Origin of the sequence: Tunturiibacter empetritectus, assembly GCF_013410875.1 — a bacterium.
Classification (GTDB): Bacteria; Acidobacteriota; Terriglobia; order Terriglobales; family Acidobacteriaceae; genus Edaphobacter; species Edaphobacter empetritectus.
In genome coordinates this window covers 545,868-563,197 of record NZ_JACCCU010000001.1, presented here as the reverse complement: position 1 = coordinate 563,197, position 17,330 = coordinate 545,868, and the positions used below count along the sequence as shown (strand labels likewise).

The window sequence follows — 17,330 nt, the reverse complement described above, 5'->3', positions numbered from 1 at the left end:
TGCCTGGTTGATTCTATGGTAGAGCGAAGGCTACGTAGGCTGCTCCCTGCGGGCCTTTGGGGTTGCGGGCGTTGCTGGTGGCGATGACGACGTACTGGCGGCCGTCGACCATGTAGGTGGCGGGGGTGGCGTTGCCGGCGTATGGTAGGTCGCCTTGCCAGAGGAGCGCGCCGGTGTGGCTGTCGAATGCGCGCAGGGTGTGGTCGAAGTTGGTGGCGGCGATGAAGACGATGCCGCTGGCGGTGACGATGGGGCCGCCGTAGTTTTCGGTGCCGGTGTCCTTGAGGCCGTTGGCGGCGAGTTCGGGATAGTTGCCTAGGGGGATCTTCCAGAGGTAGCGGCCGGTGTTGAGGTCGATGGCGTTGAGGGTGCCCCAAGGGGGTTGAACGGCGGGGTAGCCGTCGGGGTCGAGGAACTTGCGGTAGCCGGTGAAGCGATATTTGGCGAAGCCGCCGGGTGGGGCCAGGGCGGATTCGACTTCTTTTTTGGAGGAGTTGTTGGAGGTGACGGCGGCTTCGATGATGGGGGAGGCACTGTCGCCGAGGAAGTGAAGGAGATGGGCGGTGTCGGCATCGGAGAGCTTGTGGAAGGACGGCATGCGGCCTTTGCCGTTGTGGATGTTGGAGAGGATCTGCTGATCGGTGAGGCGAAGGCGGACGCCCAGGAGGCCGGGATAGTTGGAGGGTGCGCCGAGGAGGTCGTCGCCGTGGCAGATGGCGCAGTTTTTGTCGTAGATCTTTGCACCGGCGATCTCGTTGCGGTTGGCGGATTTTGGTGCGGAGGTTGCTGGGCTGCCGGTGTCGCCGGTTTTAAGGTACTCGAGGACGGCGGTGAGGCGGGCGGCTTCGACGTTGGGGAAAGAGGGCATGCGGCCTTTGCCGTTGTGGATGATCTCGGTGACCTGGGCGTCGGAGAGGCGCTTTTGCTCGTCGATGAGGGACGGGAAGGCTGGGGGACTGCCTTTGCGGTCGCCTCCGTGGCAGATGGAGCACTGGCTTTGGTAGACGTTGGCGCCGAGGCTGCCGCCGGGTTTGTTTTCGGTGAGGCCGCCGGTCCAGACGATGTCGTTCGCGTTGATGTAGATGACGCCGGTTTTGATGTCGACGGCTGAACCGCCCCATTCGGCGCCGCCGTCGAAGCCGGGGAAGACTACGGTTTGCTTGTCGACAGTGAAGGGGACGAAGATGCCGTTGCTGATGAAGGATTTGAACTGCTCGGCTGCCCAGGCGTGCGCCTCGGGGGTGCGGGTGGTGAGCATATCGGCGGTGAGGAGCTGGCGGGCGTAGGGGGCGGGGATGGATGGGATTGGCTGAGTGGGGGAGGCTTTTTCGCCGGGGGTGGTGGAGGCAGGGAACGGCTTTTCTTCGATCGAAAAGAGCGGCTTACCGTTGGTGCGGTCGAAGAGGAAGAGGTAGCCCTGCTTGGTGGTTTGGGCTACGGCGTCGACTTGTTTGCCGTGGGAGCGGACGGTGACGAGAGACGGGGGCGACGGGAAGTCGCGGTCCCAGATGTCGTGATGGACGCCTTGAAAGTGCCAGAGGCGTTGGCCGGTGTTGGCGTCGAGCGCGAGAAGGGTGTTGGCGTAGAGGTCGTCGCCGATGCGGTCGAAGCCGTAGAAGTCGTTGACCGCGGAGCCAGTGGGAACGTAGACGATGCCGCGGGTTTCGTCGAGGGCCATGCCGGTCCAGTTGTTGGCGGAGCCGGTGACCTTCCATGCGTCTTTGGGCCAGGTCTCGTAGCCGGGTTCTCCGGGAACAGGAATGGTGTGGAAGATCCAGCGGAGATTGCCGGAGTGGACGTCGTAGGCGCGGATGTCGCCGTGCAGTGCAGGCTCGGTCTCGGGCGCGCGAAAGCCAACGATGATCATGTCTTTGTAGATGAGGCCTGGAGTGGTGAGGGCGGCGAAGGATTGCGTGACGTCTTTTTCGTTGAGATCTTTGCGGAGGTCGATCTTTCCGCCATCGCCAAAGCTGGGGATGAGTTTGCCGGTGGCGGGATCGATGGCGTAGAGGTTGGTCAGGAGACCAGCGAAGAGGATGCTTTGGGCTCCGTCGGTCCAGTAGCTGAGCCCACGTGTGGGCTGGAGGCCGGGGGTTCCTGTGCTGAAGGTCCAGAGATTTTTTCCTGTGGCGGCGTCGAGCGCGATGACCTTTTGCATGGGCGTGAAGCCGAAGAGAATGCGTCCGACGATGAGCGGATTAGTCTGGAGGCCGCCGGGCTCTCTGGTGTCGAAGGTCCATGCGACTTTGAGCTTGTGGACGTTGGTGCGATCGATCTGATGGAGAGCAGAGTAGTGATCGTCTGCGCTCTGGCCGCCGTAGACTGGCCAGTCTGTGCGTGGTGCTGCGTGCTCCTTTGCTTGTGGGCTGGCAGCAGCGAGAGTGTGTTCGCGGCTGCCGAGGGTCGACGTGAGGACGCCTGCGAGTAGAAGGGGAGCGAGTTTGCCTGTGATTGAACTTAGTCTTTTCACTTGGCCCATGGCTAGTCCGTGTATTTGATGATCTGCATGAAGCCGTAGTCCATGTGGAGCTGCTGATGGCAGTGCAGGAGCGCGTCGCCTGGGTTGTCTGCGAGGAAGTCTACGGCTACGGTTTGAAGTGGCATGACGTTGACGGTGTCTTTAATGAGTCCGCTGAGGTGCTGGTCGTCGATCCTAGTGACTTCAAAGCTGTGCCGATGGAGGTGGATGGGATGCTGATCGCCGCTGGCGTTGCGGAAGAGCATGCGATAGCGTTTGCCGTGCTTGACCATCAACGGTTTGACGTTGGGCCATGCATCGCCGTTGATCGTCCAGGTGTCGAACTTCGAACCGTTGAGCGTGCCGGCGTCGCGGAAGGTGAGGGTGAAGGTTTCTTCGGGCTCTGCGACTGCATCTGTGGCGGCGAATCGGGTATAGTCCCATTCGGTAGGTTGCGGGTCGCGCCAGACGGGTTCGCCCGATTTGCCGGCGTACTCGACAACAACTCCCAATCCGATGTCGCGGCTCTCCTTGAGGGTTGAACCGAGGATCCAGACGCCTGGGGAGTTCATCTCGACGATGACATCGACACGTTCTGCGACGGCGAGGGAGAGCACTTCGACGGTGTATGGAGTGGGGACCGGATTCCCGTCCATGGCGACAACCTTGAACGTATGGCCGGGGAGAGCGAGCACTGCATTTTCGGTCGCGCTTGCGTTGAGGAGGCGGAAGAGAACGCGCTCTCCTTGCTTGACGCGGATAGGCTCGCCTGCGCCGAGCATGTGCGCATTGATGGTGGCGTGATCGTAGCCAACGTCGGAGCCGGTGGTCTGTGGCATGTTCTGCGATTCGGCTCGCATGGTTTCGACCATGGGGACAAAGTGCGGCCCCCAATGATGGATTGCGAGATTGATCTCTTTGTCGTGACGGCCTGGGTCGGGTGCACCGTCAACGAGGAGAAATCCGAACTGGCCGGTGTAGGCTGCGAGGGAGAGATCGCCCATGGCCATGGCATGGGTATGGTACCAGCGGGTGCCTGAGGGGTTTGGCGTGAGGTGATAGCGCAGGGTCGCTCCGGGTGCGATCAACGGAGAGCCTTCTTCTACAGCGCCGTCATTCAGGGTCTCGGTGGTGAGGCCGTGCCAGTGGACGAGGTCAGGGTTTTTCGAGGCGTTGGTGACGTCGATCGTAACCGGCTTGCCTTTTTTAAAACGGAGCAGAGGGCCGGGGACCTGGCCGTTGTAGGCGACGGTGTTGATCTGGACGCCGCGACCGATGTCCAGAGTGCAGGGCTCGATGCGCAGGCGCAGATCGGCGGCGTGGGATTCTGCGGCTGGCGCTGTCCAACCGCGGTGTGGAATGGCGGCGTTTGCCAGGGCTGCACCGGTTGCGGCCAGAAACTTTCTGCGGTTCATCAGAACTCACTTCGCGATCGGAATGATTCTTGTGGTGTCTTAGAGTAATAAGCGTTTAGTGGCGGCGTTGTCCAGAAGGTTGATATTTGCTGAGCCTTGGAAGTATTTGCTGGTGGGGTTTCCGATGCGTTTTTTTTGGATGTTTTTGCGCTGCAGGCAAGATGGACCTTGTAGTAGAAGATGGAATGTCTGGGGCCGCGTGCGATGTTCGTGCGAATATAGGACCATCTTTTCTACCTGACGTATGAGGATCGCTTCCTTGAGATCGATTGCCGCTTGTCTAATTTCTGTTGTTTTGACTTCCGCACTTTTTGCTCAGCCAAATCAGTTGCCGGTTGCCGATAAGGCGCTTGCGCGTGAGATCTTTCAGCAACTGATCGAGACTAATACGACGGACTCGGTTGGGAGCACGACGGTGGCGGCCGATGCGATGAAAAAGCGGCTGCTCGATGCTGGGTTTGCGGAGTCGGATGTGGTGGTGATGGGGCCGAATGACAGGAAGGGCAATATGGTGGCTCGATATCGAGGACGCGCTGGCTCAACGTTGAAGCCGGTTTTGATCATCGGGCATATCGATGTGGTCGAGGCGAAGCGGTCGGACTGGACGACGGACCCGTTTCAGTTTGTTGAGAAAGACGGCTATTTTTACGGACGTGGAACGCAGGATATGAAGGACAGCGATGCTGCTGTCGTCGAGAGTTTTATTCGGATGAGGCGGGAGGGTTTTGTTCCTGATCGCGACATCATTGTTGCTTTGACTGCAGACGAAGAGGGTGGGAAGTCGAATGGAGTGGATTGGCTGCTGAAGAATCATCGCGATCTGATTGATGGCGGGTTTGCGCTGAATCCGGATGCAGGGGGACCTGAGTTGGAGAAGGGTAGAGCTGTCAGCATGGACATTGAAGCGACGGAGAAGCTTTATGCGGACTATCGTGTGACGGCGACGAACCCTGGTGGGCACAGCTCCCTGCCCCGGCCAGATAATGCGATCTACCATGTTGCGGATGCGCTGGGACGCCTGGAGAAAACAACTTTTCCTTTGGAGACGAATGAGGTAACGCGAGTTTATTTTGCGAGTAGCGCGAAGACGAAAGATGGGCAGCTGGCGGAGGATCTGAAAGCTGTATCGGGGCCGGTGCCGGATGCAGCGGCGGCGCAGCGGTTGTCGAAGGACCCGATCTACAACTCGCTGCTGCATACGACCTGCGTTGCGACGATGATGTCTGCAGGCCATGCGCCGAATGCGTTGCCGGGGAGTGCGGTTGCCAATGTCAATTGCCGCATCTTTCCTGGACATTCGCAGGAGGAGATTCGCCAGGAGTTGATTCGGATCTTTGCCGATCCGACGCTCAAGGTGCAGTATGTCACTGATGGGGGAGAGGTGTTCGAAAAGGGGTCGGACCGTAAGTCGATGGCGCCGCCCCCGCTGGACCCGGTGGTGTTACGTCCGCTTGACGCGATTGTGAAGTCGATGTGGCCAGGGATTCCGGTGATTGCGGAGATGGAGACGGGCGCTTCTGACAGCGTGTACACCATGAACGCGGGTATCCCAAGCTATGGGTTCTCGGGCATGGGCGTGGATCGGGATGACGTCCGTGCGCATGGCCGCGATGAACGCATTCGCGTTGTCGATTTCTATAACGGGGTGGAGTTTGAGTATCTGTATCTGAAGGCGCTGACCTCGCAATAGGCTTGCTACGGAAGGATTTTTTCTTTGCAAGACTTCTTTATTTTTTTCTGGGCCGCGCGGGGAGGCCTGCGTGCCTGAGCAGCCATGCCTCCTGTTGCCGGTAGACGGGTGTGGAGAGAACCATGCTGGTGGTGGGCATTCCGTAGGGGAGCAGACGCTCGATGAGGGGCTCGAGTTGATCGATGGAGGCGAGGCGAACTTTGATGAGGAAGGCTTCTCCGCCGGTGATGTGATGGCACTCCTGTACGGCGTCGATGGTGGGGAGGAACTTTAGGAAGGGACGGTAGTGGGTGTTGTCGCAGGTGAGCCGGATGAAAGCCATGACGGAGTAGCCGAAGGCCTTTTCGTCGAGCAAGGCGCGGTATCCGAGGATGACTTTGGCGCTCTCGAGCTGATGGATTCGCTCGGCTACGGCGGAGGGGGAGAGGCCTACCTTGCGGCCCAGCTCGGCGTAGGAGGTTCTGGCGTCTTCGGCGAGCATGCGGACGATGTTGTAGTCGATGGGGTCCAGATCCTGAGCCATGGGTTTGCTCCTATGTTTCCTAGCAATTAGACATCAGAAGGGACGATTCATTAGTTTTGAGTCGCAGAGGTATCTGGTGTGATACGCGTTAGGAATGATTGATTCGTTGGATTCCTGGTTGCTTTTTTGGCGTTTGCTCTGATTTAGGAGCTTATTTCCGGTTAGTTTGCATGGCTTCCTCGACTGCGCTTCTCTATGCTGATCGTTATGGTTGAACTTGATGGAAGATCGTTGACGATTGATGAAGTTGTTCGTGTTGCGCGGAGTGGCGAGTCCGCTTCGATTGCGGCGGCGGCACTAGGCCGCATGAAGATCTCGCGCGGCAAAGTGGAAGAAGCGCTTCAGAGTGAGACTGCGGTTTACGCGTTGAACACAGGCGTGGGACTGCTGGCGAATGTTCGGCTTGAGGCCGATGGGATTGAACAGATGCAGTTGAACCTGGTGCGTTCCCACTGCTGCGGGGTGGGCGAGCCGCTGGCCGAGGATGTGGTTCGGGCGATGATGTTGATCAGGGCAAATATTCTTGCGATGGGCTTGTCGGGGATTCGGCCGGTGGTTGCGGAGCGGCTGTGCGACCTGCTGAATTCCGGTATTACACCGGTGGTTCCGATGCGTGGAAGTGTTGGCGCGAGCGGGGATCTGGCGCCGCTTGCTCACATGGCTCTGGTGTTGATCGGGGAGGGCGAGGCCTTTTTTGCTGGCGAGCGGCGGCCGGCTGCGGAGTGCTTGCAGCGATCCGGTCTGGAGCCGTTGAAGCTTCAGGCGAAGGAAGGGATTTCGCTGCTGAACGGAACGCAGGCGATGCTCGCGATCGGATGTCTCCAATTACGTGACCTTGACGAGTTGTTTCAGTCGTCACAGATTGCAGCGGCGCTGACCTTGCAGGCGCTGCGTGGCACGGCGGCGGCCTATGATGAACGGCTTCATGCGGCGCGTCCTCATCTAGGACAGGTTCATAGCGCGGCTTCGCTTCGCGATCTGCTTGAGGGATCGACGCGGCATCGTTCTAGTACGAGCGTTCAGGATGCTTATTGCCTGCGCTGCGTTCCGCAGGTCCATGGGGCGGTGTGGGATTCGTTGCGTCAGGCGGAACGGGTCTTCGCGATTGAGTTGAATAGTGCGACGGATAATCCTCTGCTGTTCGAAGATGACTTTGTTTCTGGCGGGAACTTTCATGGAGCGCCGCTGGCGCTGGTGCTGGATCAGCTTGCAATTGCTCTCTGCCAGTTGGCGGGAATCTCGGAGCGACGAACGGAGAGGCTGATGAATCCGAGTTTGAACGAAGGGCTTCCTGCGTTTCTGGCTACGCGGCCGGGGATCGAGTCGGGATTGATGATGGCCCAGGTGACATCAGCTGCGCTGGTCGCGGAGATGCGGGTGCTGGCTACGCCGGCCTCTGCGTGCTCGATTCCGACGAGTGGGAATCAGGAAGACTTTGTGAGCATGGGGATGACAGCTGCGCTGAAGCTGATGCAGTCGGTGACACACTGCCGGATGGTGCTGGCGATCGAGTGGCTAACGGCAACGCGGGCGCTTGATTTTCGCGCCGATCGTTCTGTTTCTCCGTTGCTGGATGCGGCTCGCGACGCCTTTCGAGTTGATTGCCCCTCTTGGGAGGGAGATCGGGTTTTATCCGGGATGATGGCTGCAGCGGATGCGTTTCTTGCTAAGATCCACTGGCCGTCGACGTTGAAGACGCAGGAGGTCGCCCACGCATGAGCGCTTACACCCCTATTCGTGCACCTCGCGGGAATGTACGCACAGCGCAGGGTTGGATTCAGGAAGCGGCCAAACGCATGCTGATGAACAATCTCGATCCGGAGGTGGCTGAAAAGCCGGAGGAGTTGATCGTCTACGGAGGGCGCGGGAAGGCGGCGCGGAACTGGGAGGCTTACCATACGCTGGTTCAGACGCTCGATCGCCTGAAGAACCACGAGACGATGCTGGTGCAGTCGGGGAAGGCGGTGGCGGTACTGGAGACGCATCCGCTGGCTCCGCGGGTGTTAATTGCCAACTCGAACCTGGTGCCGCACTGGGCTAACTGGAACGAGTTCGACAAGCTGGATCGTGCGGGTTTGATGATGTACGGACAGATGACGGCGGGCTCGTGGATCTATATCGGGACACAGGGGATTCTTCAGGGGACCTACGAGACTTTTCTCGGAGCGGCGCAAAGGTACTTCAATGGGTCGCTGAAGGGAACGATTACGGTGACTGCCGGCCTGGGGGGCATGGGAGGCGCGCAGCCGCTGGCGGTTAAGCTGGCTGGAGGAGTGAGTATCTGTATTGAGGTGGATGAGAGCCGTATTCAGCGTCGCATTGCTACGCGGTATCTGGATGAGGTGGCGACGTCGTTGGAAGATGCGATTGCGCGGGCAACGGTGGCACGCAAGGAGGGCCGCGCGGTTTCGATCGGATTGCTGGGAAATGCGGCAGCGATTTTGCCGCAGATCGTACGGTTGAGTTTTGTGCCTGATGTTGTTACAGATCAAACGAGTGCGCATGATCCGCTCTATGGCTACTGGCCGATTGCCAAAGAAGATGAAGATTTGACGGCGCAGCGTAGTCGGGAGCCGGAGCGTTATCTCGACCGTGTGCGCGTCGATATTGCACAGCATGTTCAGGCAATTCTGGAGCTGCAGCGCCGGGGTGCGATCTGTTTTGACTACGGCAACAATCTGCGAGCGCAGGCGAAGATCGCCGGTGTGAACGATGCGTTCGACTATCCGGGATTTGTGCCTGCGTTTATTCGTGATTCTTTCTGCGAGGGGCGAGGACCGTTCCGGTGGGTTGCCCTTTCTGGTGATCCGGCTGACATCGCAGCTACCGATGCGGCTCTGCTCAAACTTTTTCCTGAGGATGCGCGGTTGAATCAGTGGCTTCCTTGGGCCGGAGAGCATGTCGCTTATCAGGGTCTGCCTGCGCGTATATGCTGGCTGGGCTATCGGGAGCGAGATAAGGCCGGCCTTCTGTTCAACCAGATGGTGCGGGATGGCCGGCTGAAGGCTCCGATTGTCATCGGTCGCGATCATCTGGATGCCGGGTCGGTTGCGAGTCCGTACCGCGAGACCGAGGCTATGCTGGATGGTTCGGACGCTGTCTCCGATTGGGCACTGCTGAACTTTGCGACAGGAATCGCCAGCGGGGCTGGGTGGATGAGCTTTCATCATGGGGGCGGTGTGGGCATGGGATACAGTCAGCATGCCGGACTGGTTGCTGTGGCGGATGGCAGCGAGGAGGCCGATCAGCGGTTGCGGCTTTGCCTCACCAATGATCCGGCGATGGGCGTGATTCGCCACGCCGATGCGGGGTACGAAAAGGCCCACAGGATCGCGGCCGAACGTGGCCTCGATAGGCCGGGCATTCAAAGTGCAGATAGCGTCAGTTCAGATGGCACCGGGGCAAAATGAGCGAGTTGCTTTTGACCGGGATCTCGCAGGTGGTCACTTCGTTTGGGCAGGGGCCGAAGCGTGGGGCAGCGATGGGGCAACTACAAGTTGTTCCAGAGGCGGCAGTTGCTGTTGATGCGGGCGGAATCTCGTGGATTGGACCGGAGCGTGAGTGGCGTGGCTCTGCTAAGTCGGTGATTGATCTTGGCGGTCGCGCAGTCGTTCCTGGGCTCGTCGATCCACATACCCATGCAGTGTGGGCGGGTGATCGTCTTGCCGACTTTGAAGCACGCAGTAACGGGGCAACCTACGAAGAGATTCTCGCAGCGGGCGGCGGGATATGGCATACGATTCGTGAGACCGCGGAGAAGAGCAGTGAGGAGATGGCGGCGCTTGCGTTGCCTCGCATCGAGGCACTACAGCGTTCGGGCGCTACGACTATCGAGGTGAAGTCTGGTTACGGATACACGCTCGAAGCGGAGTTGCGAATGCTTGAGGCTGTTCGTTTGCTGCAGGAGCAAACTCGAAGTCGCCTGGTCCCTACTTTGCTGATTCACATTTGTCCTGAAGAGCTTGGCGAGCGACAAATTTATCGTGAGATGATTTGCAACAAGTTGATACCGGAGGTTGCGAGGCGAGGTCTCGCTTCTTCGGTGGACATCTTTGTTGAGCATCATGCGTGGAGCGCTGAAGATGCGAGGATCGTGCTCGCTTGTGCGCAGGCGGCTGGGTTGAGTATCAAGATGCATACGGAACAATTTCAACGGGTGGGCGGTCTGGAGTTGGGAGTGGAGATCGGAGCTCTGAGTGTCGATCATCTTGAAGTCTGTTCGCCCGAGCAGTGTGGGTTGGTCGCGAGGTCGAAGACGATTGCAACGATTCTGCCGGGCGTGAGTCTTCATCTCGGCCTTACTGCTGCGCCAGGGCGAGCGCTGATCGATGCTGGTGCTGCGGTGGCGATCGGCACTGACCTGAATCCGGGGTCGAGCCCTCTGTTCTCTACGGCAGTGGCGATGGGCCTGGCGGTGCGACTGAATGGACTGACGGCGCCGGAGGCTCTGACCGCGTGCACGGTGAATGCAGCGGCGGCGCTTGGGCTTTCGAATGTTGGGAGGCTTGAGGTTGGGATGCAGGCAGATCTGCTTGTGCTTGAGAGTTCCGACTGGCGAGACCTGCCTTACACGCTTGGACAAAATATGGTGCGTGAGGTCTGGGTCGCCGGACGAAAGCAGGCTGCATGAGCGTGTCTTATCAGCCGGATCTTGTTTATGTCGACGGGCGATTTCGGAGTGGTTATGAAGTTGTTGTCGCGAAGGACGGAACGATCTCCTCGATTGGACCCGTTAAGACGGACAGCGTCTCCGAGGTTCGGCGTTTGCCAGGTCGTGCTCTGTTGCCGGGAATGATCGATATTCATTCGCACTCGTTTCAACGTGCGTTGCGCGGCAAGGCGGAGTCGAGGCGCAGGAGTGGACCTGACTTCTGGTCGTGGCGGAACATTATGTATCGCTGCGCGCTTGCGCTGACGCCGGAGGAGATCTACGACGTTGCCCGCATGGCGTTCCTTGAGATGACGCTTGCGGGCATCACTACCGTTGGGGAGTTTCACTATCTTCACCGCACACCGGCGGGTGAAGCCTATGCCGATCCGAATCTGCTGGCGACGCAGGTGATTCGCGCTGCGGAGAGTGTTGGGATACGGATCGTTCTGCTTCGGTGCGCCTATGTTCGGGCGGGCTTCACGCTTCTTCCGGACTCTGGGCAGATCCGTTTTATCGAGCCGGATGTGGAGAGATTTTTGCGTGATTCGGAGACGTTGCGGAGTGAGATTGCTGCGATGTCTTCGACGGTTAGCTTTGGGCTTGCTCCGCATAGTGTCCGGGCTGTTCCGCGTGACTATCTCAAGGCTGTTTCGAACTGGGCGCAGACGCATGGTCTGCCGATGCATATGCACGTTGCAGAACAGCCTGCGGAGATTGAGGCTTGCGTTGCTGAGTATGGAACGACTCCTTTTGCGTTTCTCGATGAGCTTGGGCTGATGACGCCGGACTTTACCGCGATCCATGCGATCCATGTGCAGGGTGGCGAGATTGAGCGGATGGGACGCGGAAAGATTACGGTGGGGGCTTGTCCTACGACGGAGCGAAATCTCGGGGACGGGATTCTTGATGCAGATGCTTTGATCGATGCGGGGGTTTCGATTGCGTTCGGGACGGATAGCCATACGCAGACGGATGCGCTGGAAAATGCTCGCGAGCTGGAATCGAACTTGCGTCTGCGACACCTGCAACGTGCAGTCCTAGATGGTCGACAGGGTGAAACTTTGCCGGTTCTGCTATTCGACTTCGCGACGCGCGCTGGGGCTCGATCGCTGCATGTTGAGGCGGGGGCGCTGGAGGCTGGTAAGGCTGCCGACTTCTTTACGGTCGATCTCTCTGAGGCTTCGATTGCGGGAAGTCTGCCTGATGAGTTGCTGACTAATATTGTGTTCAGCATGTCTCCGCGGGCGATCCGGGATGTTGTCGTCGATGGGAAGGTCGTCGTCGACAGCGGATGTCATGCGCTGCAGGACGAGATCGTGGAGGCTTTTCGCAGAGTGCAGACGCGGCTGGGGACAGAGCTATGATCCGTCCACAGGCACTGCTGCAGGAGCTGGTGGCGATTCCGAGTGTGTCCAGCATGAGCAATCGCCCGGTGGTGGAGTGGATTCAGAGGTTTCTTGAACCGCTTGGGTGGCATTCTCGCCTGTTTTGCTATGACGATGAGGCGAGCGTGGAGAAGGTGAATCTTGTTGTCTCGCCTCAGCCGATGGGAGAGGGGAGGATTGAGGCGGAGCTTGCTATCATCTGCCATACGGATACGGTTCCCTTCGCCGCTGAATGGACGGACGCAACGGCGCTGCGTGAGCGGGATGGGATGCTGCATGGCTGTGGCGCCTGCGATGTGAAGGGTTTTCTTGCGTGCGTGCTTGCTACGGCTGCGTCGGTGGATGCTGGTGGGATGAAGAAGCGGCTTTGCCTAGTGTTTACTGCGGATGAAGAGGTTGGTTGCCGGGGAGCTCGTTTTCTTCTTGAGGCTGACGCGATTCGTGCGCGGTACGCGATCGTCGGGGAGCCTACGTCGCTTACTCCTGCGCGCGCTGGGAAGGGCTATTGTCTTGCTTCGATCAAGGTAACGGGGCGAGCTGCACACAGCGCTTTTCCTGAGGCTGGGAGGTCGGCCATCTTTGCTGCGGCGCGGTTGCTGCGAGAGATTGAGGATCTGGCAGTGGAGTTGATGGCGGACCGGAATGATGCTTTTTCTCCGCCATGGACGACGTTGAATGTTGGTGAGATTCGCGGAGGGACGGCCAAGAATGTTGTCCCGGCTGAGTGCTCTTTTTTGTTGGAGTGGAGACCTGTTCCTACGCAGCGTCCGGAGGTTGTTCTTGAGCAGCTGCTTGAGGTTGTTCGTCATTTCGAGGAGGAGAGCCGGGACGGGTTTAAGATACAGGTTGAGGTTTTGAGGATGGAAGGCGGGTTTGAGACTCGCATCGATAGTGCCGTGATTCAGGCTGTGTTGAAAGAGACTGACTCGGAGGTCCAGACTATCGCCTTTGGCACGGAGGCACCATGGCTTGCCCGAATGGGCGCTGAAGCAGTGGTGATTGGACCAGGATCTATGCTGACAGCGCATAGTCCACGCGAGTGTGTGCCTATTGCGGAGCTCGAGGAGTGCGTTGTGATTTTGCGGCGGGCGATCAAGCAGCTTTGCGGCTAGAGACTTCGTCTGTTTGGTTGCTTCTTTGAATGTTGCTCGAGCCGCGTGTGGGTTAGCGGGCTACCTGAAGTAACGCAGGACGGGTCGTGGCGACGTTCGCGACGAGTTCGCCAAAGAGCGAGTTGGCCCAGGCGAACCAGCTTCTCGTGAACTTTGTGGCGTCGTTGCGATTGAAGCTCTCGTGCATGAAGCCTGATCCGGCGCTGGCGTGTTTCAGCATGGCAAGGGCGTGGGCGATCTCTTTGTCCGATTGACTGGTGAGGGCGTAGGTGGTGATGGACATGGGCCAGATCATGTCTTTGCCTTCGTGTGGTCCGCCGATTCCCTCACCTGCGCTTCCCTGAAAGAACCATGGATTGCGTTCGCTCCAGACGAAGCTGCGAGTGCGGGCGTAGAGCGCGGCGTCGGGTGAGCTGTGAATGTAAGGAAGTGCGAGCAGGCTTGGCACGTTGGCATCGTCCATGAGAAGTTGGCTGCCGTAGCCGTCCACCTCGTACGCCCAGATAGTTCCCTCGGCGGTCTGCGCCACGGCATGTTGTTGGAGTGCCTTCTTGACCTCGCCTGCTAGTGCGTCCGCCTGATTGGCGAGAGCTGAGTCATGGAGGATCTCGTTGGCCATCTGCGCGAGATAGCCGAGGGTTGTGACGGCGAAGAGATTTGATGGGACTAGGAATGGGAAGGTGCAGGCGTCGTCCGATGGGCGAAAGCCGGATGCGATGAGGCCAACGGGCAGTACCGGAGCGCCGTATCCGTCGCCGGGCAGGGTTTCGGTCGGCGTCTTTGAGGTGCGTTGGAAGTGATAGGGGCCGGGGCCTTGCCTGCGCTGCTGAACGCGCATGGTCTCGACGACCAGCTTCATTGCGGCGTGCCAAGTTTTGTCGAAGGGAGAGGAATCTCCGGTGGCGCGCCAGTATCCGTAGGAGAGACGGATCGGATAGCAGAGCGAGTCCAGCTCCCATTTGCGCTCGCCAACGCCCTGCTTCATCTCGGTCGAATCTGTTCTGCTCCACTCGAGCGGCGGCGCGTCTAGATTCGCCATGAAGGCATTCGCGTAAGGGTCGATGAGGATGCATCTGGCCTGTCGACGGATGATGCCCTCGAGCATCAGGCGAAGTTGCGCGTCCTTCACAGCCAGCGGGAGATAGGGCCACACCTGGGCCGAGGAGTCGCGCAGCCACATTGCGGCGATGTCCCCTGTGATGATTGCCGTATCCGGCTTGCCTTCGAAGGTGCCGAATTCGATAGTCGTGTCGAGTGTGTTGGGATAACAGTTTTCAAAGAGCAATGCCAGTTCGGGATCGCCGATTTTGCTGCTCGTGTTCGTGAGGTAGGCTTCGACGGCTGCACTGTGAAATTTTCTGTCCTGAACGGCAGGCCGTTTGGAGGGAAATGAGGAAGGCGGTGCGTCTGCAAAGACGGTGGAGGGTTGAAGCGTAGTAGCTGCTGTGGCTCCCGCTGTCATTCGGAGCATGTCTCGGCGGCTGATTTTATCGTTCGTCATCTTTGGTGAAAGCTCCGGATAAGAAGGTTCGGCTATGGTCCGTCGACACGGAAAGCCTACTTTTTTCGAAAACACTTCAGAGTGATGACTTTTTGATCGATGATCAGTCAATATTTTGATCGAATTATCTCTCTGTTCAGTTTAGTCTACGTCAATAGAGCAAGTGTTTGTGAAAGACGCGAGGCTGTCTGAGCGACACTGGTTTTTTGGATTCAACATTCCGACTCAGTATCTATGGAGCATCAGTGATTTCCAGAAGAAAATTTCTTGGCGGCGTCTCGGCTGTGTGTGCGGTGGGTGCGACTGAGACCAGCGCCTTTGGCAAAGTGATCCACCCGTCCACAAAGACTGATGCTACCTTCGACGCCGCATCGCTGGTGGATATAAGGATTGGCACCGGCGGACATGGACATACGTTTCCTGGAGCTACGGTGCCTTTTGGTGCGGTCCAGCTCAGTCCTGACACCTTCAACGATCAGTGGGATTGGTGTTCGGGCTATCACATCTCCGACACGTCGATTATGGGCTTCAGCCATACTCACTTGAGCGGCACGGGCTGCGGCGATATGCTCGACTTTCTGGTGATGCCCGGTACCGGCGAGTCGAAGATTGTTCCTGGTCCGCGCAGCAATCCGGATGCGGGTTACCGCTCGCGATTTGACCACGCAGACGAACATGCCGAACCGGGTTACTATTCTGTTCTTCTGAAGGACTATGGAGTTCGCGCGGAGCTGACGGCGACCGAGCGCACCGGGCTGCATCGATACAGCTTCCCCACGGGTAAGGATGCTCCGAAGTCGGGTCATATCATCGTCGACCTTGATCATAGCTACGCAACCAACGGGCAGTCTTCGGTGGTCACAGCTTCCCTCGAACGTACCGCATCCGACACATTCGCGGGAGGACGTACCACCAAGGCGTGGGGCGACGGACGACAGATCTACTTCACGATGAAGTTCTCGCAGGAGCCGACTCGGGTTGTCTTTTATCAGGAGGGTACGGAGGCTCCGGCGGGAACGCAGCAGTTGACCGGCAAGTCCTTGAAGTGCATTTTGTTCTTTGATACTGCGAAGGATCCGGTGATTCTGGTGAAGACCGGAATCTCGGGAGTCAGCGCGGAGTCTGCCGCGAACAACCTGAAGATTGAGCTGCCGGGATGGGACTTTGAAAAAGTACGCCGCAGCGCACGGGAGAAGTGGAATCAGCAGCTCTCGCGCATCAAGATCAAGACTGAGAATGAGACGCATCAGCGAATCTTTTATGCTGCGCTGTACCACGCCTCTGTTGGGCCTTCGCTCTTCGACGATGTCGACGGTCGCTATCGAGGGATGGATAAGCAGATTCACAACCTTCGTGACGGGCAGCGAAACTACACTGCGTTTTCGCTGTGGGATACCTATCGAGCTACGCATCCTCTGTACACGCTGATGTCGGCGGATCGCGTGCCGGACTTTGCGAACGCGCTGATTCGCATGGCGGAGGAGAGCCCCGCAGGAATGCCGGTGTGGCCGCTGCAAGGTTGCGAGACCGGGACGATGACCGGATATCACTCGGCTGCCGTGATAGCAGAAACATGCAATAAGGGCATTGCAGGCGTGGACTACGAACGCGCTTACAAGGTGATGATGAAGCGCGCCATGGTGGATGATTATCGCGGTCTCGGATATTACCGCTCGAAGGGCTATATTCCTTGCGACCTCGAAGAAGAGTCGGTCAGCAAGACGTTTGAATACTGCTATGACGACTGGTCAATCGCACACGTGGCGAAGAAGCTTGGGCACTCGGACGATGCAACGATGCTGGTGGAGCGATCGCGCAACTATCGCAACTACTACGATCGCTCCATGAACTTTGCGCGACCCAAGCTGGCGAACGGGGAGTGGGCTGCGCCGTTTGATCCGATTGAGATGGGCACCTCCAAGAAGTGGCGCGACTTTACTGAGTCGAACTCTTGGCAGACTACGTTTGGGATCCAGCACGATGCTGCGGGATTGATTGAGATTCTTGGTGGACAGAAGCAATTTCTCGAGAAGCTCGATCAGTTGTTCGATCAGCCTTCGACGCTGCCTGCCGACGCTCCTCCAGATATCGCCGGACTGGTGGGTCAATACGCGCATGGCAACGAACCGTCACATCATATCGCCTATCTTTATGCCTACGCAGGCCAACCGCACAAGACTCAGGCGCGTGTACGTATGCTGATGGAGAAGATGTACGCTCCGCTCCCGGATGGATTGCAAGGTAACGAAGACGTTGGCCAGATGTCGTCGTGGTACATCCTGAGTTCGCTGGGTTTTTATTCTGTCGACCCTGTGAGCGGCAACTACATCTTTGGGACACCTTTGTTCGATCAGGTCAACGTTCAACTGGGCAACGGCAAGCAGCTTGAGATTATTGCGCATCGCCACTTGGCGAGCGATCAATATATTCAGTCGGTCACCTTCAATGGAAAGCCGCACACGAAGTCCTGGTTCAACCATCGGGATATTGTGAATGGCGCGCGCATCGTCTTCGAGATGGGTGACAAACCGAATCTCGAGTTTGGGTCTCAGCCGACGGACGTTCCGCCTTCGTTGACTCTTGAGAACACCTAGA

Annotated in this window: 11 protein-coding genes; 7 read left to right on the top strand and 4 right to left on the bottom strand. The window is 58.3% G+C overall.

What is annotated here, in order from left to right:
- Positions 1 to 13: 13 nt before the first annotated feature.
- Together HDF08_RS02310 and HDF08_RS02305 are read right to left on the bottom strand one after the other, a co-directional pair.
- Entirely contained in the window at positions 14 to 2,470 is a 2,457-nt protein-coding gene (locus tag HDF08_RS02310) for a c-type cytochrome (RefSeq protein ID WP_373563106.1), read from the bottom strand.
- A gap of 11 nt (positions 2,471 to 2,481) precedes the next feature.
- Entirely contained in the window at positions 2,482 to 3,873 is a 1,392-nt protein-coding gene (locus HDF08_RS02305) for a multicopper oxidase family protein (protein ID WP_179636877.1), read from the bottom strand.
- Positions 3,874 to 4,117: 244 nt separating this feature from the next.
- Here HDF08_RS02305 and HDF08_RS02300 point away from each other — a divergent pair, with 244 nt between their 5' ends.
- Positions 4,118 to 5,563 carry a M20/M25/M40 family metallo-hydrolase gene (locus tag HDF08_RS02300; RefSeq protein ID WP_179636875.1) on the top strand — a complete coding sequence of 482 codons (1,446 nt, stop codon included), beginning with the start codon at positions 4,118 to 4,120 and terminating at the stop codon, positions 5,561 to 5,563.
- Between the two features lie 37 nt (positions 5,564 to 5,600).
- Here HDF08_RS02300 and HDF08_RS02295 read toward each other — a convergent pair whose 3' ends face one another.
- Positions 5,601 to 6,086, bottom strand: coding sequence for an Lrp/AsnC family transcriptional regulator (locus HDF08_RS02295; RefSeq protein WP_179636873.1), 486 nt, complete (start codon positions 6,084 to 6,086; stop codon positions 5,601 to 5,603).
- Between the two features lie 195 nt (positions 6,087 to 6,281).
- On the opposite strand from HDF08_RS02295, the gene hutH reads away from it, so the two are divergent.
- The 5 genes from hutH to argE are packed head-to-tail and all read left to right on the top strand — an operon-like array spanning position 6,282 to position 13,234.
- Positions 6,282 to 7,805 carry a histidine ammonia-lyase gene (gene hutH, locus HDF08_RS02290; RefSeq protein WP_306459657.1) on the top strand — a complete coding sequence of 508 codons (1,524 nt, stop codon included), beginning with the start codon at positions 6,282 to 6,284 and terminating at the stop codon, positions 7,803 to 7,805.
- Positions 7,802 to 9,496 carry a urocanate hydratase gene (gene hutU, locus HDF08_RS02285; protein ID WP_179636871.1) on the top strand — a complete coding sequence of 565 codons (1,695 nt, stop codon included), beginning with the start codon at positions 7,802 to 7,804 and terminating at the stop codon, positions 9,494 to 9,496. The genes hutH and hutU overlap by 4 nt, the downstream gene beginning before the upstream one ends.
- Complete coding sequence (gene hutI, locus HDF08_RS02280; protein ID WP_179636869.1) at positions 9,493 to 10,716, top strand: imidazolonepropionase; 1,224 nt, start codon at positions 9,493 to 9,495, stop codon at positions 10,714 to 10,716. Before hutU ends, hutI begins: the two co-directional genes overlap by 4 nt.
- On the top strand, positions 10,713 to 12,101 hold the full coding sequence (locus HDF08_RS02275) for a formimidoylglutamate deiminase (RefSeq protein ID WP_179636867.1): 1,389 nt from the start codon (positions 10,713 to 10,715) through the stop codon (positions 12,099 to 12,101). Before hutI ends, HDF08_RS02275 begins: the two co-directional genes overlap by 4 nt.
- Positions 12,098 to 13,234 carry an acetylornithine deacetylase gene (gene argE / locus HDF08_RS02270; protein ID WP_179636865.1) on the top strand — a complete coding sequence of 379 codons (1,137 nt, stop codon included), beginning with the start codon at positions 12,098 to 12,100 and terminating at the stop codon, positions 13,232 to 13,234. The genes HDF08_RS02275 and argE overlap by 4 nt, the downstream gene beginning before the upstream one ends.
- 52 nt (positions 13,235 to 13,286) lie before the next feature.
- Here argE and HDF08_RS02265 read toward each other — a convergent pair whose 3' ends face one another.
- A complete protein-coding gene (locus tag HDF08_RS02265) occupies positions 13,287 to 14,735 on the bottom strand; it encodes a glycoside hydrolase family 125 protein (RefSeq protein WP_179636863.1) in 1,449 nt (482 codons plus the stop codon).
- A gap of 245 nt (positions 14,736 to 14,980) precedes the next feature.
- On the opposite strand from HDF08_RS02265, the gene HDF08_RS02260 reads away from it, so the two are divergent.
- Entirely contained in the window at positions 14,981 to 17,329 is a 2,349-nt protein-coding gene (locus HDF08_RS02260) for a GH92 family glycosyl hydrolase (RefSeq protein WP_179636862.1), read from the top strand.
- Position 17,330 lies beyond the last annotated feature (1 nt).